Origin of the sequence: Candidatus Tumulicola sp., from assembly GCA_035601835.1 — a bacterium.
GTDB lineage: Bacteria > Vulcanimicrobiota > Vulcanimicrobiia > Eremiobacterales > Eremiobacteraceae > DATNNM01.
Map to the genome: position 1 here is coordinate 393,570 of DATNNM010000011.1, position 23,078 is coordinate 416,647.

A 23,078-nucleotide genomic window follows, 5' to 3' on the forward strand; every position below is an offset into this window, starting at 1 on the left:
GGATGCTGACTTCGGGTATCGCACCGGATGCGATGTTCCAAGCGAGCGCTGGGGGGTTCCCGGAAGGGCGTAGCGGCGCGCAAAGTTTCGCCGCTGCGCTGGACGCGGTTGCCGGAGCGCTCGACGCGGCCGATGCGCAGGCCGGCGCGGTGGCGCTCGGTCGCGGCAGCGTCGCCGATGCCTCCGTCGCGCGTGCGAAGGCTGACGTGTTGCTCGAAATAGCGGCCGTGACTGCATCGCGCGTGAGCGCGGCCGTCACAACGCTGCTGCAAACCCAGGTGTAGAGCGATGCTGGCGCGCCTGCCGCCGTCGTTGCCGCGCGTGCTGGAACGATGCGTGGTATGGGTCCGACGGCGCAAGACTCCGGTCGGTGCTGGAGTCGTGGCCGCCGCGGCGTGTGCCGCCGCCATCATCGCGATAGCGCGCGGCACGGCATTCGTGCCGCTCTTCGACGCGCCGCTGCACGCAACGCAGGCAGGTGAGGTCGCCCAGGCGCTGACGCTGTGGAACGAACCGTTTCAAACGGGTTCGCAGGGGACGCAAGTGTACGTGGCCGCGGGTCGGCGCAAGGATGTTCTCTTGAAGCTCGTCATGGCCGGTTTGCCCCACCGCTACGTGCCCACTACGGCCGACGTTCTCCAGACCCCGGACGGGCCGCTCACTCCGCAAACGGTTGTAGACGATCGCCGCCGCTCGGGCATCGAGGGCGACTTGGTTGAAAGCTTGCGTCGCGTTGACGGAGTCGCGGACGCATCCGTCGTCATCGCGCCGGCGGCGGGCGATTTGTTCGCGGATCAAGCGCAGCGGACGCCGCCGAGCGCGAGCGTTCAGTTGATCGTTCAGCCGGGCGCGAACTTGTCCGCGAGTACCGTAGCCGGCGTCCGGCGCTTTGTCGCCGCGGCGTACCCCGGTCTCACGGAGGAGCGCGTCACCGTGGTGGATGGCGCCGGCGCGGTGCTGAACGTCGTGGCAGATCGCTCCGCGTCAAAAGAGTTGCGCGTGCAAGGCGCGGTTCAAAGCGCGCTCGATGCCGTGCTCGGTTCCGGCGTCGCAGTCGTGCGCGTCAGCGTACGCGCGGCGCCCGGAGAGCACAGCGTGCAGACCACGCGGGTGACACCGCATGGGCTTCTTGACGCCGATACGGGGCGCGAGCGCGGCACCGAGAACGGTCGCAAGTTGGATAAGGAGCGCACCACTCGGCACTACGCTTACGATACGGTCGTCGAGCGTCGCACGTCGCCTCCCGATGCCATCGGGACGCTGTCGGTCGCCGTGTTCCTTGACGCCGCTCGTGTCGACTCGGGCAAGACGCAGACGATCGCCGCGCTCGTGCGAGCGGCCGCTGGAGCAGACCTCCAGGCCGGCGACGACGTGGTCGTGGAATCGGTCCCTTTCGCGCCACATGCTGCGGTGACGCTGACACCGGCGGCGCCGCGGCCCGTGCTCGTCCGCGCTATCCTGCCCGCGACCGCCGCCGTGGCGTTGACGTTGCTTGGTCTTTTTGCTTGGCCCCACGTCGCCGCTGCACGCCGCACGCCGCCCGTGGACGGGGAAACGGCGCGTTTGCGGGCCATGCTGGATCGGGAGTCACCGCATGCCGCGGCATACGTCCTGTCAAACGTGCCGCGCACGACGCGCGAACGCGTGCTGCAATCGGCGAGCCCTGCGCGGCGCGCGACGATCGAAACGTGGCTGAGACGCGATCGACGTGCGTGATGCGCGTTTCGAACCGCTTTGCCCGCGCAAACTCGTCGCCGCACGCATCGAGATCGAGCACGCGCGGGCCGAAACACCGGCTCAGGACGATCCCGGTCCGAACGCTCCAGCGCAGGCTACGCCAGATCCGCCGCCTGCGGATCCAGACCCGCCGCCGGTTGAGCTCGCCGAACTCGAAGACATCGCAACGCTCCGGCTTGAAGCCGCGCGCTTTGCGGGTATCGCTTGCGCCCGCGCAATGCGTCGTTCGCTCGCGCACTATCCGCGCCTCATCGATCAATTCGTGGACGATGCTCTGCGAGCGTGCGGCCGCCCGCGCAGCGCCGTAGTGCGACTCCATCCCAAGGACGCGAAGCACGCATCTGCTCGCCCCGGCGTGGACATCGTCGCGGACGACGCGCTGCAGCCCGGGGCATGCGAGGTCGACGTCGCTGAAGGCAAGGTCGGCGCCTCGATCGAGCAACGCGCCGCTTGTCTGGCAATGGCCGCGAGCGAACATGCGTGACGTACCGCTGCGCTTCGACGCGGCGGACGGTTGGGTACGCACCGGCGTCGTCGAGTCGGTGGCGGCAGATCATCTCGTTGTGCGCGTGCCGGCGCTCCAGCCGGGCACGATAGTTCTCGTCGCCCGCGACGCCGGCCGGCCGCTGCTCGCGCGCGTGCATTCTATCGACATGCGCGGCGCCCACTGCACGCCGCTCGAACGCGCCGACAGAGTCAGCGCGGGCGCCCGCGCGACCTCGCAGCTTGCAAGACTCGGCGCGTACGTCGGACCGTCGCTTCTCGGCCGCGCCGCCGACGCGTGGGGTCGCAGCAACGCGCCGGGGACCAAACTCGTCGCCTCGATCGAGCCGCCGCCGCTGCCGCTGCATGAGCGCGCTCCCATCAAGGCCATGCTGCGAACCGGGATAGCGGCTATGGACGCGTTCGCGCCGCTGGGCTACGGCCAGCGCATCGCGCTCACCGCGGGCGCAGGCGTCGGCAAGACGAGCTTGCTGCGCCGGATCGTGGAGCGCGCGGAGGTGGACGCTCGCGTCGTGGCGCTCGTAGGGGAACGCGCTCGCGAAGCCGCGGAGACGATCGGACGCCTCGAGCGCTCCAGCCGGTGGTCCACGACCAGCATCTACAGCGCGACCTCCGACTCGGGCCCGATGGAGCGTTATGGCGCAGCGCAAAGCGCAGCTGCGCAAGCCGAGTGGCTGTGCGCGCGGGGTCGTCGCGTGCTGCTCGTGTTGGATTCGCTGACGCGCGTCGCATCCGCGTGGCGCGAGATGGCGCTGGCCGCCGGCGAGCCGCCCGCGCAACGCGGCCACCCTCCGTCGCTCGTCGGCGCGCTGGCGCGGCTCGTCGAAAGAGCGGGTGCGCGCGCTTCGGGCGGTTCCATCACCGCGGTCTTCTCCGTGCTCGTCGAAGCGGACGACCCATTCGAACCCGTCACGGACACGCTGCGCGCGTTGCTGGACGGACACGTCGCGCTCTCCCGAAAATTGGCGGATGCCGGACTCTTTCCGGCGATCGATGTGCTGCGCAGCATCAGTCGCTCGATGCCCGACATCGCGACGCCGGCGCATCAACAGGCCGCGACGGTCGTGCGCCACGCGCTGGCCGCTCTGGAACAAGCGGAAGATCTCTTCGCGATCGGGGCGTTTCGTCCAGGTGCGGATCCTTGGCTGGACGCGTGCGTTGCGGCGCGCCCCGACATCGAAAGGCTGATCTTCGACGGCGCAGGCACCGAGAGCTCACCCGACCCGGTCGCCGAGCTTGCGGATATCGCCGGCCGCCTCCAGGCCGCCACTGGACCATCGCGCACTGCTGCGTGATATAAAGGCGAACAACGCCGCTTCTAGGAGACGCATATGGGCATCGCGCCGACCGATCTCGCGAGCACGCTGCGAAGCTCGCAACCAGGCTGGAGGGCGCCGGTCGCGGCGCAACTCGACCTATCCCACTCAAGCGAAATAGCGGATACGCTGGAAGAAGCAGGACTTCAAGGTACACCACGCAGCGTCAGCGGCGGGTTCGCGACGCTCATCGCCGACCTGGAGAAGCGCTTTGAAAGCCTCTCGCAACAGCTGGCTAAAACGTTGCAGCGTTTGAGCGCCAGGTTTGCGGCGCCGCCGCCGCGCGCGCTCGAAAGCACGGCGGCGCGTCAGGCGCAATCGACCGTCAGTCCGTACGACGGGCTTATCCGAGCCGCCGCCGAGCGCCACGCGCTCGATCCGGCGCTGCTCGCCGCCGTCGCGCGGCGCGAATCCGCTTTCGACCCGACGGCCGTTTCCAAGGCCGGCGCACAAGGGCTGATGCAATTGATGCCCGACACGGCAAAATCGCTGGGCGTCTCGGACGCGTTTGATCCAGCGCAGAACGTCGAGGGCGGCGCCAAGCTGCTGCGCGGGCTCATCGATCAGTTCGGCGGCCGGCTCGATCTCGCGCTGGCCGCCTACAACGCCGGCCCTGGCGCAGTCCAGCGCTATGGGGGTGTCCCGCCATATCAGGAAACGCGGGCGTACGTGCGCGACGTCCTCGCCGACTACCGGGCAAAGGCTCTCGTCGGCTAAGGAGCAAACCTATCGAGAATGATTCTCGATAAGGCCCGGCATTGCGCTGTGCCGGCGCTCCTCGGCGCGCTCATCTTCGCGGCGGGGTGCGCGCCGGCGCAGCGAGCAACCGGACCAAAGGATTCGCACGCGCTCACGGTCATCGCGAGCATCTCCACGCTCGCGTCGCTAGTAGAAGCGGTGGGGGGCGATCGCGTCCTGGTGTACAGCCTCGTTCCGGTCGGAGCGTCGCCGGAGACCTACGAGCCCTCACCCCAAGACATGGTCAAGCTCTCTGCTGCGCAGGTGCTGTTCCTGAACGGCGCCGGCCTCGAGATCTGGCTCGCCAAGATCCTCAAAGGCGCGGCGGGCGAGCATGTGACCCGGGTCGAGTTGTCTGCCGGACTTCCGGTGGCCGGGCGAACTCCGGACGGCTTGGGCGGCAACCCGCATCTCTGGATGGACCCGGTCTACGCGCAGGCGTACGTCCGAAAGATCAATGCCGCATTGACTGCCGCGGACCCTAAAGGCGCGCCGTACTACGCGCGCAACGCCCGGGCCGAAATGGCGCGGCTGCGCCAACTCGATGCCTGGGTGCGCAAGCAGATCAGCACCATCCCGCCGCAAAAACGCAGCATGATCACCTTCCACGACGCCTGGCTGTATTTCGATCGCCGTTACGGCTTGCGCGACGTCGGGGTCATCGAGCTATCGCCCGGACAAGAACCCTCCGCGAGCTACCTAGCGAAACTCATCGCGACGGCGAAGGAGAATCACGTGAACGCGGTGTTCGCCGAGCCGCAATTCTCGCCGAAACTTGCGAACGAGTTGGCGACGAGCGCGGGCATCCGCACGGTGACGGACCTCTACGATGACACCCTGGGCACGACGCCGGAGCTGTCGTCCTATGACGGCATGCTGCGTTATGACGTCGCCCAAATCGTCAAGGCATTGAGCACATGAGCAAAACACCCGAGCATCCGCACGACCACACGCACGTCGCGCCTGCCGACATCAAGGCGCCGGCGGATCACAGCCACGCGATCGCGCCGGTCGCTCCCCACTTGCACCGCCATGGCGATCACCAGGCATTCCATTCGAGTGTCGCCGCGCCCGGCGTCGTCGTCGCGCTCGAAGACGTGTGCGCCGGCTACTTTGGGCGCGACGTGCTCGACGCGGTGACGTTCTCCGTCAGCGCTGGAGAATTCATCGGGATCATCGGTCCGAACGGCTCGGGCAAGACCACGCTGCTCAACGTGATCGCCGGCTTGCACCCGGCGCAATGCGGCAGCGTGACGGTTTTCGGGGCGCCTCCGCCGCCGGATCATCGCCGCATCGGCTACGTGCCGCAGATCGAGTCGGTGAACTGGGCGTTTCCCGTGACGGTTTTCGACGTCGTGCTCATGGGTCGGTATGGACGGCTCGGGCTCTTCAGACGCCCAAACGAAGCGGATCGGCAGCGCACATTGGCCGCGCTCGAAGAAGTCGGCATGGCGGATCGCGCGGATTCGCAGATCGGCCAACTGTCGGGCGGTCAGCAGCAGAGGGTGTTCGTGGCGCGCGCGCTCGTGCAGGACCCGGACTTGATGCTGCTGGACGAGCCGATCGCGGGCGTGGACGCGACCAGCCAGCACGCGATCTTCACACTGCTCGAGGAGCGTCAACGCCGCGGCATGACGATCATCGCCACCACGCACGATCTTTCGTGCGTGACCACATGGTTCGACAAAGTGCTGTGCTTGAACCACCACATCATCGCCTTCGGTCCGCCCGCCGAGGTGCTCAACGACGCCACGCTTTCCGCGACGTTCGGCAGCCACGTGCTCCTGATCCCCGAAGCCGGCGCGATCACCGGCCGCAGAGACTAAATGGATTGGCTGCTCGCGCCGCTGCAGCAGGACTTCATGGTGCGGGCGCTCATCGCGTCCACGCTTATCGGTCTGACCTGTTCGGTGGTCGGGGTCTACGTCGTGCTGCGCAACCTTTCGTTCATCGGTGACGGCCTCGCTCACGCATCGTTCGCGGGGATCGTCATCGCGTATCTGCTCAAGATCAACCTCTATCTGGGCGGCTTGGTGTTCGCCGTGCTGACCGCGCTCGGCATCGGCGTCGTCAGCCGGCGCGCAGGCGTGTCGGTCGACACGGCCATCGGCGTGCTCTTCACCGCCGCCTTTGCGCTGGGCGTGCTGCTCATGTCGCGCGTGCGCAACTACGTGGTCGATCTGCAGGATTTTCTATTCGGGAACGTGTTGGGAGTCGATCGTCTCGACATCATCTTGGTGGCGACGCTGACTGGCGCCGTGCTGCTGATCGTGGCGCTGCTGTACAAGGAGCTGCTGTTCGCGTCCTTCGATCCGGCCATGGCGCGCGCGAGCGGTCTGCCGACGGGATTTCTTTACTACCTGCTGCTCGGGATGCTCGCCGTGACCATCATCGTATCGCTGCAGGCAGCGGGCATCGTGCTCGTCGCGGCGCTGCTCGTCACGCCTGCCGCGACCGCCTACCAGCTGACCGACCGCTTCGGCCCGATGATGGCGGCTTCCGCAATCGTCGGCGTGGTGTCCGCGGTCGTCGGTCTGTACGCATCGTACTACCTCAACGCGGCGTCCGGCTCTACCATCGTGCTCACCGCGACCGCCTGCTTTTTCCTCGCGCTCGTCTTCTCGCCCAAGCGGCGCTCGCTGTTGACCGCGGTGCTCGAAGCGCGACGCACGTCGCAAAGGAATCGCTCGTGACCCTCCGAGCGCGCGGCAGACCTGAGTTCGACGACGTCTACCGCGAACTGACGCGCGCCTCGTGCCGCGTCACCGGGCCGCGCAAGGCCATCGTCACCGCCTTCGCGCATTTGCGGCGCTACGTCACACCCAAAGAACTGCACGACCATCTGCGATCTGCAAAGGTGCGCATCGGGCTCGCCACGGTGTACCGGACGCTTGAGGTCCTGCGGCGGATCGGGGCCGCCAGCGCCGCGCCGCAAGCGCACGGCGAGACCGCATACCTCTTCTGCGCGATCTCACATCACCATCACGCGGTCTGCGTCCGCTGCGGACGGGTCGACGACGTTCCCTGCCGCTCGGTGGCGGGCTTCGCGCGCTCGCTGGCCGGCAATCTGCGCTTTCGTCTCACGCAGCACAAGCTGGAATTTTTCGGCCTGTGCGCGCGCTGTTCTTAAGCTTCACTTCGGGCCCTCGATGTCGGCCCGCGTTTGCGCGGCGATAGGCACGGTGCAGTCACTGGTATCCTGCTGCTGCGGGTGTTCGTTGCACCATTTGAGCCGCTCGGCGCGCTCGGCCGGATGACCGTACCACCAATCGACGTCGTGGGAATCGCTGGTGCCGAGATGCGCGAATGTCCACACCGCCCAAATCGAGATGATTAACAGCGTGAGAAGAATGCCGGCATAACGCATGCCACCGCTACCTCCAATACGTTAACAGTATTATCGGCAAGAGAGGCAGAATGGTGCGCAGCCATGTCAAAGAATCGGCCCAAAAAGCCCGGATCGGGGACGCCCGCTGCCGGGCGCCTCATCGGCTTGCTGCTCGCCGCCGCGGTCGTGATCACGCTGGGCGTCCTCATCTACCTCACGGTCGCAGCCCAAAACCGAAGCGCGACCCCGGCGCCGGCGACACCGTCGCCCATGCAGTCCATGGCGATGCCTGTTCCGCACTCGAGCGTCGTGATCGGCGTTCTCGTCAAATCCCAAGGCAATCCGGGTCACGACAAAAAGGACCCGAGCGAAGTCGCCGGCTTCCAATATAACTCCGATCCTCCGACCTCCGGCATGCACCTGGAGCGCTTCTCCGATCAGCTCTTCGCGGACAGCCCGCTGCCCAAGTACATCCAAGTCCATTTGCTCGAACACGGCAACGTGCTGCTGCAATATAACTGCGCGTGCCCGGAGGTCGCGGCCGCGCTCAAGGATATCGCCGGAGCGTACGACTACCGGCTGCTGCCCTCAAAAGCCAACCTGCCGACGCCCGACGACGTCCACGTCATCGAAGAGCAAGGCACGGGCGTGATCCTGGCGCCCTACCCAGCGATGAAATCGAAGATCGCGGTCACCGCGTGGACGCATCTGCTGACGCTGGACAAGGTGGATCGCGCGCAGATCATGCGCTTCATCAACGCGTACTTGCACAATCCCGTCACCGGGTGACGAAAGGCGTGCCCATGCGCTTCCAGTTCCTCTCATGCGCGATCGTCGCATCGGCGGCGTTACTGACGGGTTGTTCGAAAGGCGGCGCCGATTCGTCAACTGCAACACCGGCCGCCACGGCGAGCGCGACCGGTTCGGCGGCGCAAGCCGCCCCCGCTGTGGTACCGGGGACGCACTACCCGGCGCAAGGACACAAGCATTTCGCCGAAGGGGAGTCCACCGCGTTCCATTATAACTCCGACCCTCCGACTTCGGGATCGCATAAAGAATTGTTCAACGACACGTTCGTGAGCCCGACGCCGCTGCCGAAGTTCCTGCAGGTTCATCTGCTCGAGCACGGCAACGTGCTGCTGCAATACAATTGCGAATGTCCGGACGTCGCGGCCGCGTTGGCGCAGATCGCGTACGAATACGATGCGCAGCAGGTCCCGTCAAACCATCTGCAGCCCCTGCCCGCGGACGTTCAAGCCGCCGAAGAAGGAGGTCTCGCAGTGATCGTGGCGCCGTATTCCGGGATGAAACATAAGATCGCGCTCACCGCGTGGACGCGCTTGGCGACGCTTGACCGCGTCGACAAATCGAAAATCGAAGGGTTCATCAACGCCTACCTGCACAACGCCGCTAATCTCAATCAATGAGCGGCGCGCGCAGGATGCTGGCCGCTGCGCTCGTGATGGGCGGGCTGGCGTTCGCGCTGACGGGCGCTTCTTCGAAGACCGGGGCTAAAGCCCCGGCACTACACACCGGAGCGATGCCAAACGCGACCATACAAGCGCTGCTTCACTCGAAGATCAAGTACGTCTTCGTCATCTACCAAGAGAACCACTCGTTCGACTCCGAGTTCGGCACGTATCCGGGCGCTGACGGCGTCTACTCAGACGCTGCGCGCGCGCACGGCTTCACGCAGAAGAATCCGGTCGACGGCACGGACGTCACGCCGTTTCGGATAACCGATCCCGACGTCGCGGACGTCGACCATACCCGCCAGACGCTGGTCAAGAAGATGAGCGGCGGGCGCATGGACCGGTTCGTTGAGACCGAGGCCGCCATCTACCAGGGCAGGGGTGCGTCACCGGCGATGGCGGCTGGGATGGGCGACTCCACCATGCTCCATATCGACTGCGACGCCATACCGTACTTGTGGACCTACGCGCATCGCTTCACGCTGTTCGATCGCTTCTTCCAAGGGATGACCGGCCCATCGACGCCGGGCAATATCGAGATCATCGCGGGCCAAACCGGCCTCACGCAAGCGGCCCGCCATCCCGAGCAAGTGGCCGACCCGGATGACCGCGGCCCCGGCGTGCCGGTCGTCAACGATCTATTCCCGAACTATGGGCCGTTCAACGTGAGCAGGCCATACGCGCATCGCCAGGTGGACCTGACGTTCGTCAACGTGCTGCTCGAGCTCGAGCAGCGCGACGCGCTCGCCGTCGTCAACGACAACTACGACGTGCGCCAAGACGAGAGCGCGATCGCGAAAGCGCAAGCTGACCCGGTGGGGTGGGCCTGGTACCAGGAGGGTTATGCCGACCCGAACGATCCTAAGCATCTCACCTACATCACGCACCACAACGCGCCGCAATATTTCGGCTACGTCATGACCAACCGGACGATGCTGCGCCATTTGGCCGACCTCAGGCAGTTCGAGACCGACCTTCAAGAGGGCAGGCTGCCGGATCGCGGGTTGTTCTTCGTCAAGGGCGGCTTCAAGAATATCTTGGGACTGGAACCCGCGAATCCGCAGCTGCGCGCGCTCGGCGCCTTCCGCGGCGATGACGATCACCCCGCATACTCCGACCAGCAGATCTCCGAGGCGCTCGTCGCCCACATGGTCAACGCGATCGCGCGCAGCCGTTACTGGAAGGATTCCGCCATCATCATCACCTGGGATGATTCCGAAGGCTACTGGGATCACGTGCCGCCACCCGTCTTCGAGCAGTGCCCGGATGCGGCGCCATGCGGCGACGGCCCGCGCGTTCCGGCGATCGTGATCTCGCCGTTCGCGAAATCGGGTGCGATCGTGCACGAGATGGACGACACGGCGTCCGTGCCGAAATTCGTCGAGACCGTTTTCGGTCTGCCCGCGATGGCCTCGCTACCTGATGAGAAGCCGTATCTGCCGCGAGGACCGCGCGATGGCGACCCTCGCATCGGCGACCTGTCGGGGGCGTTCGATCTCGGACGGCTGCAAGGCAAACGGCAGCCGCTGCCGGCTTCGGCTGCGCTCATACCCGAAAGCGTGGTGATGTCGATACCGTCGCCGTGGAATTGCGCGAAGATCGGCATCGCGCCGGTGCCTCCACCGGCCGGCACGAGCGACGCGCCCCCGGCGGGCTACAGTCCTCGGCCAAAATGAGCCGCGCGTCGCGCTCGTGCAGCCCATTTCTGCACGAACGAGACGCGCGGTCTGTCGCGGCGCTCCGGCGCGGGCGGGCAGTCAGTGACCGGAGCGCCGCCGACACTTGTCAAGCAGTCTCCGGCCTCGAGTCGAGGCGCGTCGGACGAAATGATATAAAACGGCCTTCACGCTCTCATCGAGGCGCGTCAGCGCGGCACGCAATGCGCCGCTACAACGCGCTTATGCCGGAGAGGCTGAGAAGGCCGGAGGCGGCCGGTTCGCGATGCCGCGCGCCAAGACGGGCGGCGGCGGAACGGAAGATCCCAGCGTGATTTCGCAGAGTTGATGCGCAACGCTCGGCCGCGCCGGGCGAGCCATCCAGTCGATGAATGCGAGCGCCGCCTGCGCGACGGCGCGGACGTGGCTGCACGCCGCCTTTGCGAAGGACCACAACGCCAGCGCGACTGCGGCGCCGACGATAACCTGCACGGTCAACGCCACGGGATCGGACGGGCCGAAGATGTGGCTCACGCGTCCGTGGAGCGAGACAGCCTGCGCGAAGAGCAGGCCGAAAAATCCAGAAGCGAGCTGCAGGCCGACGAGCACGCCGATCAAGCGCGCGAGGCCGAGCCGGACCACGCCCCACAAGGCCGGCAGCAACAGCTCGGCGCTGCCGCCCGCGCGCAAGCCGGCGATGAGCTGGCGGACGACGAACGCCGCCGCTAGTGCGAGGGCGAGGAGCGCCGCGTTGGCGATCGAGTTGTGCGCATCGTAGGCGAGCACGACGACGACGCCGTGCGAGCGTTCGAGCGCGAGAAACGCGGCATGCGCGATGAAGGAGGCGAGCAGCGCGCAGCCCGCCACCAAAACCCACATCGCCAGTCGCCGATTCATGTCGTCCGTATTAGTCCCTGTGGAGTTCGTTCCTTTATAACGTTATAACGATGTAGCGTGCTCGTTGGTTCATCAGGGGATGGGCGTCGTGACCTTCAACGTGATCTGGCGCCCCGCTGCGTACTGCGTGGTGTTGAAACCATTGTTGAGTTTGATCAGGTACTGATGGTTCAGCAAGTTCGTACCCTGGAGTTCCCAGCCGAGATGTCCCGGCGCGGCCTTGCGGCCGAACGATGCGTCGACCTCCCAGTGCACCGGCAGCCGGCCCGGACCGTTTTCGAACTGCACCGGGAAGCCGCTGCCGTAGCGCGTGCCCAGAGTCAGATAGCGATTCGGGTCCCCGGCAAGCGCCCACGTGTACGCCGCATTCAAGGTGTGGGTCTGGTCGTGATCCTCCAGCGCGAAGCTAGACGCGCCCTGCAGCGCGGCCGGCGAGAAGAGGAACGTGCCGCCGGAGATGCCCTTGGCCAGGCTTTCGCTCACGCCATAGGATAGGAAGTAGCTGTCGCCTCTTTCTCTTCGCCCGCTCACGCTCAGCTCTACGCCTCTGGCTCTGCCCACGTCGGAGTTGAAGATGGTGAAGATCGGCGTGCTCCCGAGTTGGGTCGTATCGAGCACATTGCTGACGCTCCGCGCCCACAGGGTGATGTAGCCGCGCACGAGGGGCGAGAACGCGTGCGCGAGCCCGCCCTCGTAGATGGAATCCCGTTCGGGTTTGAGGTCGTATACCGGCACACCACCGCTTCCGCCCACGACCGCAGCATCGCGGCGCACGTCTTCCAAGGCCGGCGCGGCGTAGAGGCGTCCGTAGTAGAAGTGCAGCGTGTTCTTGTCGTCGGCCTGGATATTGGCTTCGATGCGCGGACTCCATTGGAAGCCGCTCGTGAAGCCGGTGGAGTGGTCGTAGCGCAGCCCGGCGTTGAGCGTCAGCACCGGCGACACGTTGATCTTATCTTGGACGTAAGCGCCGAAATTGGAACCCGGTTGCGTGACGTTGTCGTTGAACGTCTGCAATCCCAAGATCGGATCGATGAACCGGATTTGGAACTGGCTCGCGAAATCTTCCCGAGTCGCCGTGAAACCGACCTTGACGTTATGGCGCTGGCCGCCGCGAAACCACGCGGTCGTCAAGCCGTAGTATTGCGCGCGGCGATCTTGGAAGGTCGATGAGGCGCTGCCGCCGGCCAGATCCTTGGCCGGATCGGGCAAGTAGGTGACTCGTCCCGTGCGATACCATGGCGCGATCTCGAAATAACCCTTGCCGTCAGCCGTCAAGCGGTTGAATGCGAGGTTCGCAAAGCGGTCGTACTCGTGTTGGTTATCGTCGGTTCCCGGGACCGAAAAATTCGGGTGTGCCGGATCGGTATCGATGGGGATCTGGAACGCCGCATATTGATTGGAGAAATCGAACGCGAACGTGTCGCGAGCGTTGGGCGCGTACACGGCGCGCAGGAACTCGTCAGCCTGATCGGAGTTGTCGTGCTCGGGCACCAGCGTCGGTGAGTCGATGCCGCGCGCGTTCCGCACGAGATTGAACGACGTGAAAACCTTGAAGCGGTCATTGCCGAACGCGTCGTTGAGGTTAGCCGCGTTGTAGGCGTAGTTGCCGCCCGAGAGGCTCAGCGATCCGCCGTGCGCAGCTCCCACGTGCCGGGTGATGATATCGACGACCGCGCCTTCGCGCTGGCCGCCGAACTCAGCCGGAAACGCGCCCGTGAAGACTTCGAGGCGATCGATGTCGCGCGGGTCGATGATCTCGGCGAACTCGGACGAGCTCGTTTGCGGGATGGGCACCCCGTCGACCTCGTACATGAGGCCGTGGAAACCGTGCGATACGGGCTCGCCGTACGAAAACGGCACGATGCCGGGAACCGTCTCCGTCACTTTGCCCAGCGAGTTGTTGCCGGGTAGCGTGAGGATCGTTTGGGTCGAGATGACGTCGACGCTTACCGGGTGCGCCGACGCGCTGGCCCGGGAGACGATCCTGCCGAGGGAACGCGGTGACATGGTGAAGTTGACCGTGGCGACGCCGCCGCTCGACACGGTGACGACTGCCGTTTGATCGCCATATCCGGACGCGGAAACGCTGACCGTGTACGTATCGAAGGTGACGCGAGGAAAAGAGAATTGGCCCGCAGTGTCGCTCTTGGTGACTTGAGCCGCGCTATCCGGTGAGCTCAAGCTCACCGATGCGTTGACCACAGGTTTGCCGGCTTCGTTGGAGATGGTTCCCGAAACCGCGCCGTAGGTGCTGGCCAAGGCGAACTGTCCGCTCGCAAGAGAAAGTATGAGCGCGGCCGCTGCCGCAAAAATGTGATGACGCACGAAAAAACCTCCACGAAACTCGAGTGACAGACGGACCTCTGAGGATGTGGTATGCCGGACGTATGTCCGGCGACGAGGTCCGGCTAGGCGAACGAGAGCGTGGAGGCTGGGGGTGGTCTGTTCGCGATACGACGCGAGAGAAGAGGAGGCTGGGGCGTGGCTGCGCCCAGCGAGATGGAGCGCAGCGCGGGTGCGACGCGCACGCGTGCCGGACGTGCAAGCCACGACGCCACGATGCCGGCGAATTCGGCAAGCGCACGCGCGTGCCGGCAGATTTCGCGAGCGAAGAACCAAAGCACGACGGCGGCCACGAGACCGATCGCGAATTGCACGAGCGCAGCACTGGCGTGGCCGGAGCCGGCGAATGCCGCGAATCCGAACTGCCGGTACGAGAAGGTCGCTTGCTCCACCAATTCACCGGCGGCAAAAGCCGACAGTTGTACGCCTACGATGATAGCGAAGCAGCGCGCGAGTCCGAGCGCGCGCACGTCGGCCAAGGCCGGGAGCAGCCAATCGGCGTCGGCACGGCGCCCGCCGCGGGCGGCCAACACGCGGCGCACGACAAGACTCGCTGCAAAAACCGCGAGTACGAGCGCCGCCAGCGCCATGGGACCCTGCGCGGGATGCGAATAGGCCGACCTGATCCCGCCGAATAGGTGGCCGTTCTCGAGCGCTAACTGCAACGCGTGCGCCGCCAACGACGCCGCGAGCGCGACGGCGGCGAAGAGGGACCACAATGCGAAGCGCCGGTTCATAGTTGTTCTGCTGATTCCGGCGAGCGCCACGCCGTCCCTGTGCACCAATTCATCGGCCTTTCATCCGCTCGCGCGACTAGCGGCCAAAGCGCAACCCGACCTCGAACGTGCGCGGCGGCGCGTAGTGGTTGCCCTGCGCGTTGGCGAGGGTGACGAAGTAGCGGTCGTTGAGCAGATTGTGGATGCTCGCCGTCACGAACGCTGCGGGTCCCACGCGAAAGCCCTTCTCGACGTCGAACGTAGTGTGCGGTGTGCGCTTGCAAAAGCCGGGCGTGCCCGGCGGGCAGCTCGCCGACGACAAGCCGCTTCCATACTCGCCATCCACGGCGAACCAGCCGCCGTGCGCGTCGTTGATCAGCGCGCCCGCGGTCGATTGCCAGCGCTGTTCGTGATCCGCGGGCGTCCAGTTCGTCGACGATCCGAAGCACGGAGCGAGCAGCTGTGTCTCGCAGCCCTTGTTGAGCGAGATCTCGTGCGCAAAGGTCACGTAGAAGCGGCCGTCGCGCGCGAGCGGCTGCTGATAGTTGAGGATCTGCATCGCCAGCCGGCCGAGGTTGAAGTTGATGTCCTGGTGGAGCAGCGTGACCCCGACCTGAGTGTCGTCGATGAGGTCGGTAGCGTTTTTCTGCCACACGCGGATGCCCAGATCGCCTCGCCCGAGCGGCAGATGCCCGCCGATCTCGTACATCGAGTCGCGCTCCGGCCTGAGATCGAACTGCGCTACCGTCGGCTGCAGCGGCAGGTTGATCAACTGCGCCGCCTGCGGCGACACGTTTTCGAAGGAGAACGGCGTGAAGAAACGCCCATAGTAGATGTACGCGCTGGCGCGTGATCCCAAGAAACGCGTGAGCTTCACCCGCGGGCTGAACATGTCGGCGAAGGATCGGAACTGCGTCGAGACGACTTGGAACGCATCGTAGCGGAGGCCGTAATCCAGTTCGTACCGTTCGCTGGCGCGCCAGCTGTCCTGAAGATAGACCGCCTCGGTCTGGCCGACGTTCGGCGCGTTGTCCACCACCTCAAACGGCGCGTTGGGGTTGGCCGGATCGTAGATCGGTGCGAGGAAATTCATCGGCTGCAGCGCTATCCGATAGTCTTTCGCGACCTTCGTGGCGTCGTAGAAGCCGCCGGCCCGTATGTCGTGAGCCGCGCTGCGCAGCGCGTAGTCGGCGTTGAACTTGTAATCGGTCGCCGTGCGATCGCTGGTCAAGGAAAAAGCACACGTGGTCGGACCAAACGTCCCCGACGACACCGCATTCGCGCAGTCCGTCGCCGATCCGCCGTTACCCGCGTTGAGCGCTTCGCCATAAGTCCAGTCGTTGTTCGGATCGCCGAAGTCGCGGATCCGCGAACGTTTCATGCTGGGGCCGAACGACAACGACCCGTGATCGCCGATCGCGTGCCGGAACTGGACGGTGGCGAACAGGTCGTCTTGCCACTCGTTGTCGTCGGTCGCGGCCGGCTCGCCGTTGGCGACGTCATTGGGCAACTGGAACGTGCGAAACGCGTGACTGATCGTCGCGTTCCAATAGTCATTGCCGTGACCGGCCGGCAACGTCAGGCGCAGGAATTGGTTGGCGTTGCTGAACTGATTGTGGGGCGAGTCGAAGTTGGGCGGATCCAAGCCGTGGTCGCCGCGTTCGTTGCGCGTGGTGAACGACAGCGAACCAGCGCCCACGTGCGTATGCATGCCAAGCGTCGTATCGGTGTGGGCGTACGAGCCGAACGCGGCGCCGGCGTCCACGCCGGCAGGCCCCGCAGCCGCGCGCGTGCTGATGTTGAGTACGCCGCCGAAGCGCTCGCCATACTGCGCGGGATACGCGCCCTCGATGACCTCCATGTACGCGATGTCGCTCAAGTCGAACTCGGAGCCAAGCGAGCGGTTCAATTCTTGGGGGATCGAAACGCCGTCTACGATGTAGTTGATGTCGCCGTGATCGCCGTTGAGGTGGACGACGCCGTTGGCGCCGCGCGCAGCTCCCGGAAATTGGATCAACACTTGCGGCAGGCTGGTCCCTGCCGATGCCTTGGCCAGCAGGTCTTGGTTGAGCACGAGGTCTCCGCCGCTGGCGCGCGTCATCCTCGCCGCGGTGATGGTCACTGACCCCAGGCTTTTCGCATGGATGTCCAGCGCCACCGTAGCGCCCGCGCTCGACAGATCGATGTGCAGGTCGGCGGATCCGTTGGGGGCGACGGCCGTGATGGTGTACGTCCCGACCGACAGGGCCCCAAAGGAGAAGCGGCCTGCGTCATCCGTCGCGGTGCGCTGGACGATGTTGTTGCCGGCTATCGAGACCGCAACGCCGGCAGCTGGGTTGCCGTTGTCGGTGACGGTACCAGTGACGAAGGTGGTGGACGCGGCGGTCGCGGCAGCCGCGCAGGCGGCAAACGCGGCGCTCACCGCGCAAACGAAAAGAACAATAGTACGCATTGAAAACTCTCCAAGTCAGAAAGTGGGGAAGATCAGACTTGGAGAGCGGGCGGTGGTCGGTTGAAGCGACGAGAGAACCACGCGAACGACGACTCGCGGCGCGAGGCCACGTGGCGCGGCAGCCAACGCGCGGCTGACGGGACCGGGTCGAGCCGCAAAAGGCGCGTGAAGGCAAAGGCGAAGGCCGGCAGCCGGCGCGCGACGGCTCTGAGCGCGAAGGCGAGCAGCAAAGCGCACACGAGCGCTCCGATCACGCCTGCTGCCACATCGTGCGCGCAGAACGGGCAGCCTTCGCCGATTTCGGTGATCAGACCGATCGCGAACTGCAGGCCGACCGTCAACGCATAGAATCTCCAACCGCGTCCGCGCAACGGTAACGTGTCCATGCCGACGTGCAGCGCTCGTTTGAGATCGCGTCCGCCCGCGGATTGACGCCACAGCGCGAAGAGCCGGACGACGACGACGCAGAGGCAAACCGCCGCGACAATGGCGAGATACAGATGGCGCGGGCTGAAGGCTAGTCCCTGGGCGTCGCTTCCCATCGCGGCGAACTCGGCCGCGAAATGCGCGACAATGCTGCCCAGCACCACGAGGGTGAGGTACAGCGGCGTGAGGTTGACGGGCGCCGCGCCGCGGCTGACAGATCCCACGTCTACATTATCGGCGGACCGGAGCCAGTCGCCAAGCAGGAAGATATGATATGAAGGACTGGTCCGGCGCATCCGTTCGGCTCATCCGTTGGGCGGCTAGGCGGGTCCGAATCGCCGTGCTATGATTGCGCTGATGCGTTACTCCACTGCGCTCCTCGCCGCGCTCGCGTGCCTCACGCTCTGCACGCCCGCGATCGCTTATGCCTCCTCGCCGGCGCCGGCTGCGACGCCAACGCCCGCGGCAACGCCGACAGCCACGCCAACGCCGTCCTCGTCGCTCGGCTACATCGTTCTTTTGGGGAGCTTCCACACCACCGGCGTCAACGCCACGGGCGCGCTCGATCAACCGAGCGGCGTCGATCTTGCCACGCGCACCGACTTCAACGATTTCTTTCTCAACGCCAGCGCCGGAACCGGTAAGCTACGAGCCTCGGCGCTGATCGGCGAGTATTCGTTTCCGACGCTAGGCTTCGCGCTCAATCCGGCGCTCCAACCCGGCGCGAACACAAGGCTGTTCGGCGTCGTGCCGATAGGCTCGCTGCAATACTCGTTCAACGACCGGTGGAGCGTCGCAGCCGGAAAGTTCGGCGCCCTTTTGGGTCAAGAATCGCCCTTCACGTTTCAAAACGTGAACGTGCAACGCGGCTTGGCGTGGTCACTCGAGCCGACGATCAGCCGGGGCGTGCACGTGTCGTACGCTCAAGGCGCATGGAGCGGCACGCTCGAGTTTAACGACGCCTACTATTCGGGTCACGATAGGGCATGGGAAGCGTTATTCGGCTATGCGCCTACGTCGAACACCAATATCCAGTTCGCGGCAATCGTTCCCAAAGCCAACGCTAGTTCCAATCCTACTGTGACCGTCGGCAACAAGGTCGAATACGATTTGTTCCCAACGCAGACGATCGGCAAGCTGCAGCTACAGCCTTACTTGTTGTGGGTGCGTTCGCCCGCTTCTACCGCCCTTGGATACACGCACGACGAGACCGCGTTCGCGTCCGTCTTCATGGGCACGTATTCGTTCAACTCGGGTTACTCCGTTGCTGCCCGCTGGGAGCAGGTCAACAATCACAGCGCCACCACCGATACGAGTCCAAACGCCGATCTCGTGGGCTTCGGTCCGGGAAGCGGCGGGACGACGTTCACCCTCACACCGACCTATCGCCACGGCATCTCGTTCGTCCGCCTCGAGTACTCGCATATGACCGTTCAACGCGCCACGCCGGGGCTGGCCTTCGGCCCGAGCGGCACCGGCACCACGCAGAACCGGATCGGTCTTGAGCTCGGAGTGCAGCGCTGATGTTGATCCTGGAATTGTCGGTCCTGGCGTTGACGCTGGCGTCGTTTTGGCTTTTCGACACCTATGCCAAAGGCTGCGAGAGGCTGTAACATGGCTGAACAGATCACCGGCTTGGTGCTTTCCATACTCGCGCTCGTGTACCTCGCGTACGCGATGCTGCGCCCCGAAAAGTTCTAGGAGAGCGCACGTGACCGCAATCGGCTGGCTGCAGACCCTTGTGTTCGTGGCGATCGTCGTCGCCATCACCAAGCCGCTCGGCGCCTACATGGCGCGCGTCTTCCAAGGCGGCCGCACCTTCCTCAGTCCGGTGCTTGCGCCGATCGAGGGACTTATCTACCGGCTTTGCCGCATCGATCCCAAAAAGGAGATGTCCGCAGTCTCGTACCTGGTGGCGACGTTCGCGTTCAGCGCCGTCGGACTGATCTATCTCTACGTCCTGCTCCGGACGCAGAAATGGCTCACGGGCTTCTCGTGGCTGCCGCTCAACCCGCAAGGCTTTGACAACCTCACGCCCGATAATGCCTGGAACGTGGCGGTCAGCTTCACGACGAACACCAACTGGCAGTTCTACTCGGGCGAGAGCACGATGAGTTACTTCTCGCAGATGGCCGGCCTGGCATGGCACAATTTCGTCTCTGCCGGCGTGGGCATCGCCATCGCGATCGCGGTGATTCGCGGCGTGACGCGCACCGATCTGAAGACCGTCGGCAACTTCTGGGTGGACCTGACCCGCTCTATCCTCTACGTGCTGCTCCCGATCAGCGTCGCGGGCGCGCTGCTGCTCGTCTGGCAAGGGGTGCCGCAGAACTTCCATCCGTATCAGGACATCGTCTCGATCGAAGGCTTCAAACAGTCGATCACGGGCGGGCCGATGGCGTCGCAGGAGGTCATCAAGGAACTTGGCACCAACGGCGGCGGCTTCGTCAACGCCAACTCCGCGTCTCCGAACGAGAATCCGACGCCGTTCAGCAATCTCTTCGAGATGCTGCTCATCTTCTCGATCGGCGCCGGGCTCACTTACACGTATGGCCGCTACGCCCGCGACCAGCGGCAGGGCTGGGCGCTTTTCGCCGCCATGGCGATCCTTTTCAGCGTCGGCTTCACGGCGGCGTACGCCGCCGAGGCCGCGGGCAACCCGATCGTGCACGCGCTAGGGCTGTCCGGCGGCAACATGGAGGGCAAGGAGTGCCGCTTCGGCGTGCCGGCATCCGCGCTCTTCGCGACGGTGACCACCGACACGTCGTGCGGTGCCGTGAATTCCATGCACGATTCGTTCACCGCGCTCGGCGGCCTCGTGCCGTTGGCGGACATGCAGCTCGGCGAGGTCGTGTTAGGCGGCGTCGGCACGGGTTTGTACGGCATGATCCTCTTCGTCGTGCTGACGGTCTTCATCGCCGGACTCATGGTCGGGCGTACCCCGGAATACCTCGGCAAGAAGATCGAGAAAAAAGAGGTGCAGCTCGCCATGCTCGGGGCGCTCGTGCTTCCGTTCTTCGCACTGGTGCCGACGGCGATTTCCGTACTGCTGCCGATCGGTACCGCGACGCTCAACAACGGCAGCGCGCACGGGTTCTCCGAACTGCTCTACGGTTTCACATCCACAACGGAGAACAACGGCAGCGCGTTTGCCGGGCTCGGCGGCAACCTTTATTTCAACATCGTGATGGGCATCGTGATGATCTGCGGGCGCTTCCTGTTCCTGATACCCGCGGTGATGCTGGCCGGCTCGCTAGCGGGTAAACCCAGCGTGCCCACAACGGCAGGCACGTTCAGCACGCGCTCGCCGATCTTCGTGTTCCTTCTGATCGGCGTCATCGTCATCGTCGGCGCACTCACGTTCTTCCCCGCCGATGCGCTTGGGCCGATCGTCGAGCACTTGCTGATGCTACAGGGGAAGACGTTCTAGCCATGATCACGCAGCGTCGCATCGAACGCCGCCCGAAAGCCCGCTCGCTCTTCGACCGGGAGATCATCCTGCGGGCCATCCGCGATTCGTTCGTGAAACTGGATCCGCGCTGGCAGGCGCGCAATCCGGTGATGTTCATCGTGGAGGTCGGCGCGCTCGCGGTGCTGATATTCTGGTTGCGCGACCTGTTCTTCGCCGGCGGCAAGAACTCAGGTTTCGATTTCGCGATTTCCGCGTGGCTGTGGTTCACCGTGCTCTTCGCCAATTTCGCCGAGGCGGTGGCGGAGGGCCGCGGCAAGGCACAGGCCGACTTTCTACGGCGCACCAAGACCGAAACCCAGGCGCGGCGCGTCGTCGGCGGCCGCGAGGAGCCGGTCAACGCGACCGAATTGCGCAAGGGCGACGTGGTCCGCGTGGGTGCGGGCGGACTCATCCCCGGCGACGGCGACGTGATCGAGGGCGCAGCTTCGGTCGACGAATCCGCCATCACCGGTGAATCCGCGCCCGTCATCCGCGAAGCCGGCGGCGACCGCAGCGCCGTCACCGGCGGCACGCGCGTGCTCTCCGACCACATCCTCGTGCGCATCTCCTCGAATCCGGGCGACACGTTCCTCGACCGCATGATCGCGCTGGTGGAAGGCGCCAGCCGCCAGAAGACGCCCAACGAGATCGCGCTTTCGATCCTGCTCGCCGGATTGACTATCGTGTTCCTGTTCGCAGTCGTCACGCTTGGCCCGTTCTCGATCTACGCCGGCACGGTGCAATCCGTGACCGTACTGATCGCGTTGCTCGTGTGCCTCATCCCGACGACGATCGGCGGGCTGCTCTCGGCCATCGGCATCGCGGGCATGGACCGCGTGCTGCAGCGAAACGTGCTCGCGATGAGCGGGCGCGCCGTCGAAGCGGCGGGCGACGTCGATACCCTGCTGCTCGACAAGACTGGCACCATCACGCTCGGCAACCGGCGCGCGACTGAGATCGTGCTCGCGCCGGGCGTGGATCCCAAAGTCGCGTATCGAGCGGCATATCTGTCTTCGCTGGCGGACGAAACGCCCGAAGGCAAGTCGATCGTGACGCTGGCGGAAGTCAACGGCGTGACCCTGGGCGGACCGGCGCCGGGTGGCTCGACGTTCGTGCCGTTCTCCGCGTACACGCGCATGAGCGGGGTGGACGCTTCCGATGGCACCGCGATCCGCAAAGGCGCCCCCGATGCCGTGAGGACCTGGGTGCGCGCACGCGGTGGCGAGGGAGCGGACGTGCTCGCAGCCGACGTCGAGCGCATCGCGCGCTCCGGCGGCACACCGCTGCTGCTGGCTCAGGATCGCGCCGTTTTGGGCGCCATCCATCTCAAAGACATCCTCAAGCCCGCCATGCGCGAGCGCTTCGACCGCCTGCGCGCCATGGGCATCAGCACGGTCATGATCACCGGCGACAACCCGCTCACCGCGAACACCATCGCACGCGAGGCGGGCGTGGATGATTTCCTCGCCGAGGCGACGCCGGAGAACAAGATGCAGCTTATCAAGCGCGAGCAGGCGTCGGGGCGGCTTGTCGCCATGACCGGCGACGGCACCAACGATGCGCCCGCGCTCGCGCAAGCGGACGTCGGGGTCGCGATGAACACCGGCACGCAAGCCGCAAAAGAAGCCGCCAACATGGTGGACCTCGATTCCGACCCGACCAAACTGATCGAGATCGTCGAGATCGGCAAGCAGCTGCTCATGACCCGCGGCGCGCTGACGACGTTCTCCATCGCCAACGACGTCGCCAAGTATTTCGCGATCCTGCCGGCGATGTTCGCGACCGCGTACCCGGCGATGGAGGCGCTCAACGTCATGCGCCTCACCACGTCGTCGAGCGCGATCCTCTCGGCCGTGATCTTCAACGCGCTCATCATCGTCGCGTTGATCCCGCTCGCGCTGCGCGGCATAGCGTACCGCCCGCGCGGCGCCGATCTGGTGCTGCGCGACAACGTCTTCATCTACGGCCTGGGCGGCATCATCATCCCGTTCGCCGGCATCAAGCTCATCGACATGCTGCTTGCCGCGTTCCACCTGACGTAGA

Annotated in this window: 21 protein-coding genes; 15 read left to right on the forward strand and 6 right to left on the reverse strand. The window is 65.3% G+C overall.

From position 1 onward, the window contains the following. Positions 1-2 precede the first annotated feature (2 nt). From VN934_06720 to VN934_06760, 9 genes are read left to right on the forward strand one after another with little or no spacing between them, the layout of a single operon-like run. Positions 3-284, forward strand: a complete 282-nt coding sequence (locus VN934_06720) for a hypothetical protein (GenBank protein HXM18490.1) — start codon at positions 3-5, stop codon at positions 282-284. Positions 285-288: 4 nt separating this feature from the next. Beyond that, positions 289-1,716, forward strand: coding sequence for a flagellar M-ring protein FliF C-terminal domain-containing protein (locus VN934_06725; GenBank protein HXM18491.1), 1,428 nt, complete (start codon positions 289-291; stop codon positions 1,714-1,716). Next, a complete protein-coding gene (locus tag VN934_06730) occupies positions 1,709-2,221 on the forward strand; it encodes a FliH/SctL family protein (protein HXM18492.1) in 513 nt (170 codons plus the stop codon). The genes VN934_06725 and VN934_06730 overlap by 8 nt, the downstream gene beginning before the upstream one ends. Continuing rightward, a complete protein-coding gene (locus VN934_06735) occupies positions 2,214-3,536 on the forward strand; it encodes a hypothetical protein (GenBank protein ID HXM18493.1) in 1,323 nt (440 codons plus the stop codon). The genes VN934_06730 and VN934_06735 overlap by 8 nt, the downstream gene beginning before the upstream one ends. A gap of 36 nt (positions 3,537-3,572) precedes the next feature. After that, a complete protein-coding gene (locus tag VN934_06740) occupies positions 3,573-4,274 on the forward strand; it encodes a lytic transglycosylase domain-containing protein (GenBank protein ID HXM18494.1) in 702 nt (233 codons plus the stop codon). Positions 4,275-4,292: 18 nt separating this feature from the next. Then, a complete protein-coding gene (locus VN934_06745) occupies positions 4,293-5,216 on the forward strand; it encodes a metal ABC transporter substrate-binding protein (protein HXM18495.1) in 924 nt (307 codons plus the stop codon). Further along, the gene (locus tag VN934_06750; GenBank protein HXM18496.1) at positions 5,213-6,121 is read left to right on the forward strand and encodes a metal ABC transporter ATP-binding protein; all 909 of its coding nucleotides are present in this window, start codon (positions 5,213-5,215) and stop codon (positions 6,119-6,121) included. Before VN934_06745 ends, VN934_06750 begins: the two co-directional genes overlap by 4 nt. After that, a complete protein-coding gene (locus tag VN934_06755; GenBank protein ID HXM18497.1) occupies positions 6,122-6,988 on the forward strand; it encodes a metal ABC transporter permease in 867 nt (288 codons plus the stop codon). Next, a complete protein-coding gene (locus VN934_06760) occupies positions 6,985-7,425 on the forward strand; it encodes a transcriptional repressor (protein HXM18498.1) in 441 nt (146 codons plus the stop codon). Before VN934_06755 ends, VN934_06760 begins: the two co-directional genes overlap by 4 nt. A 3-nt stretch (positions 7,426-7,428) precedes the next feature. Here the strand turns inward: VN934_06760 and VN934_06765 are convergent, their stop codons facing one another. Continuing rightward, positions 7,429-7,662 (reverse strand): hypothetical protein, encoded by a 234-nt coding sequence (locus VN934_06765; GenBank protein ID HXM18499.1) that lies wholly within the window; start codon positions 7,660-7,662, stop codon positions 7,429-7,431. A gap of 63 nt (positions 7,663-7,725) precedes the next feature. Here VN934_06765 and VN934_06770 point away from each other — a divergent pair, with 63 nt between their 5' ends. From VN934_06770 to VN934_06780, 3 genes are read left to right on the forward strand one after another with little or no spacing between them, the layout of a single operon-like run. Beyond that, a complete protein-coding gene (locus VN934_06770; GenBank protein ID HXM18500.1) occupies positions 7,726-8,412 on the forward strand; it encodes a DUF3105 domain-containing protein in 687 nt (228 codons plus the stop codon). Further along, entirely contained in the window at positions 8,409-9,050 is a 642-nt protein-coding gene (locus VN934_06775) for a DUF3105 domain-containing protein (protein HXM18501.1), read from the forward strand. The genes VN934_06770 and VN934_06775 overlap by 4 nt, the downstream gene beginning before the upstream one ends. Beyond that, complete coding sequence (locus tag VN934_06780) at positions 9,047-10,771, forward strand: alkaline phosphatase family protein (GenBank protein ID HXM18502.1); 1,725 nt, start codon at positions 9,047-9,049, stop codon at positions 10,769-10,771. Before VN934_06775 ends, VN934_06780 begins: the two co-directional genes overlap by 4 nt. Positions 10,772-10,993: 222 nt before the next feature. Here the strand turns inward: VN934_06780 and VN934_06785 are convergent, their stop codons facing one another. From VN934_06785 to VN934_06805, 5 genes are all read right to left on the reverse strand, one after another. Continuing rightward, complete coding sequence (locus VN934_06785) at positions 10,994-11,647, reverse strand: hypothetical protein (protein ID HXM18503.1); 654 nt, start codon at positions 11,645-11,647, stop codon at positions 10,994-10,996. Positions 11,648-11,719: 72 nt separating this feature from the next. Then, positions 11,720-13,972, reverse strand: coding sequence for a TonB-dependent receptor (locus tag VN934_06790; GenBank protein HXM18504.1), 2,253 nt, complete (start codon positions 13,970-13,972; stop codon positions 11,720-11,722). An 83-nt stretch (positions 13,973-14,055) separates the two neighbouring features. After that, positions 14,056-14,727 carry a hypothetical protein gene (locus VN934_06795; protein HXM18505.1) on the reverse strand — a complete coding sequence of 224 codons (672 nt, stop codon included), beginning with the start codon at positions 14,725-14,727 and terminating at the stop codon, positions 14,056-14,058. 76 nt (positions 14,728-14,803) lie between these two features. Next, positions 14,804-17,158: a TonB-dependent receptor gene (locus VN934_06800; GenBank protein HXM18506.1), complete on the reverse strand. Its 2,355-nt coding sequence runs from the start codon at positions 17,156-17,158 to the stop codon at positions 14,804-14,806. A 32-nt stretch (positions 17,159-17,190) separates the two neighbouring features. Continuing rightward, positions 17,191-17,808, reverse strand: coding sequence for a hypothetical protein (locus VN934_06805; GenBank protein HXM18507.1), 618 nt, complete (start codon positions 17,806-17,808; stop codon positions 17,191-17,193). 133 nt (positions 17,809-17,941) lie between these two features. On the opposite strand from VN934_06805, the gene VN934_06810 reads away from it, so the two are divergent. The 3 genes from VN934_06810 (at position 17,942) to kdpB (ending at position 23,077) form a co-directional block, all read left to right on the forward strand. After that, entirely contained in the window at positions 17,942-19,108 is a 1,167-nt protein-coding gene (locus tag VN934_06810; protein HXM18508.1) for an outer membrane beta-barrel protein, read from the forward strand. Between the two features lie 187 nt (positions 19,109-19,295). After that, the gene (gene kdpA / locus VN934_06815) at positions 19,296-21,014 is read left to right on the forward strand and encodes a potassium-transporting ATPase subunit KdpA (protein ID HXM18509.1); all 1,719 of its coding nucleotides are present in this window, start codon (positions 19,296-19,298) and stop codon (positions 21,012-21,014) included. A gap of 2 nt (positions 21,015-21,016) precedes the next feature. Beyond that, entirely contained in the window at positions 21,017-23,077 is a 2,061-nt protein-coding gene (kdpB, locus tag VN934_06820; protein ID HXM18510.1) for a potassium-transporting ATPase subunit KdpB, read from the forward strand. The last annotated feature ends 1 nt before the right edge of the window (position 23,078 follow it).

Excerpts from the sequence above, each read along its gene's own strand:
- VN934_06720 (HXM18490.1), top strand. The coding sequence starts at position 3 with ATGCTGACTTCGGGTATCGCACCGGATGCGATGTTCCAAGCGAGCGCT.
- VN934_06725 (HXM18491.1), top strand. The coding sequence starts at position 289 with ATGCTGGCGCGCCTGCCGCCGTCGTTGCCGCGCGTGCTGGAACGATGC.
- VN934_06735 (HXM18493.1), top strand. The coding sequence starts at position 2,214 with ATGCGTGACGTACCGCTGCGCTTCGACGCGGCGGACGGTTGGGTACGC.
- VN934_06740 (HXM18494.1), top strand. The coding sequence starts at position 3,573 with ATGGGCATCGCGCCGACCGATCTCGCGAGCACGCTGCGAAGCTCGCAA.
- VN934_06745 (HXM18495.1), top strand. The coding sequence starts at position 4,293 with ATGATTCTCGATAAGGCCCGGCATTGCGCTGTGCCGGCGCTCCTCGGC.
- VN934_06750 (HXM18496.1), top strand. The coding sequence starts at position 5,213 with ATGAGCAAAACACCCGAGCATCCGCACGACCACACGCACGTCGCGCCT.
- VN934_06755 (HXM18497.1), top strand. The coding sequence starts at position 6,122 with ATGGATTGGCTGCTCGCGCCGCTGCAGCAGGACTTCATGGTGCGGGCG.
- VN934_06765 (HXM18499.1), bottom strand. The coding sequence starts at position 7,662 with ATGCGTTATGCCGGCATTCTTCTCACGCTGTTAATCATCTCGATTTGG.
- VN934_06770 (HXM18500.1), top strand. The coding sequence starts at position 7,726 with ATGTCAAAGAATCGGCCCAAAAAGCCCGGATCGGGGACGCCCGCTGCC.
- VN934_06780 (HXM18502.1), top strand. The coding sequence starts at position 9,047 with ATGAGCGGCGCGCGCAGGATGCTGGCCGCTGCGCTCGTGATGGGCGGG.
- VN934_06785 (HXM18503.1), bottom strand. The coding sequence starts at position 11,647 with ATGAATCGGCGACTGGCGATGTGGGTTTTGGTGGCGGGCTGCGCGCTG.
- VN934_06795 (HXM18505.1), bottom strand. The coding sequence starts at position 14,727 with ATGAACCGGCGCTTCGCATTGTGGTCCCTCTTCGCCGCCGTCGCGCTC.
- VN934_06800 (HXM18506.1), bottom strand. The coding sequence starts at position 17,158 with ATGCGTACTATTGTTCTTTTCGTTTGCGCGGTGAGCGCCGCGTTTGCC.
- VN934_06810 (HXM18508.1), top strand. The coding sequence starts at position 17,942 with ATGCGTTACTCCACTGCGCTCCTCGCCGCGCTCGCGTGCCTCACGCTC.
- kdpB (HXM18510.1), top strand. The coding sequence starts at position 21,017 with ATGATCACGCAGCGTCGCATCGAACGCCGCCCGAAAGCCCGCTCGCTC.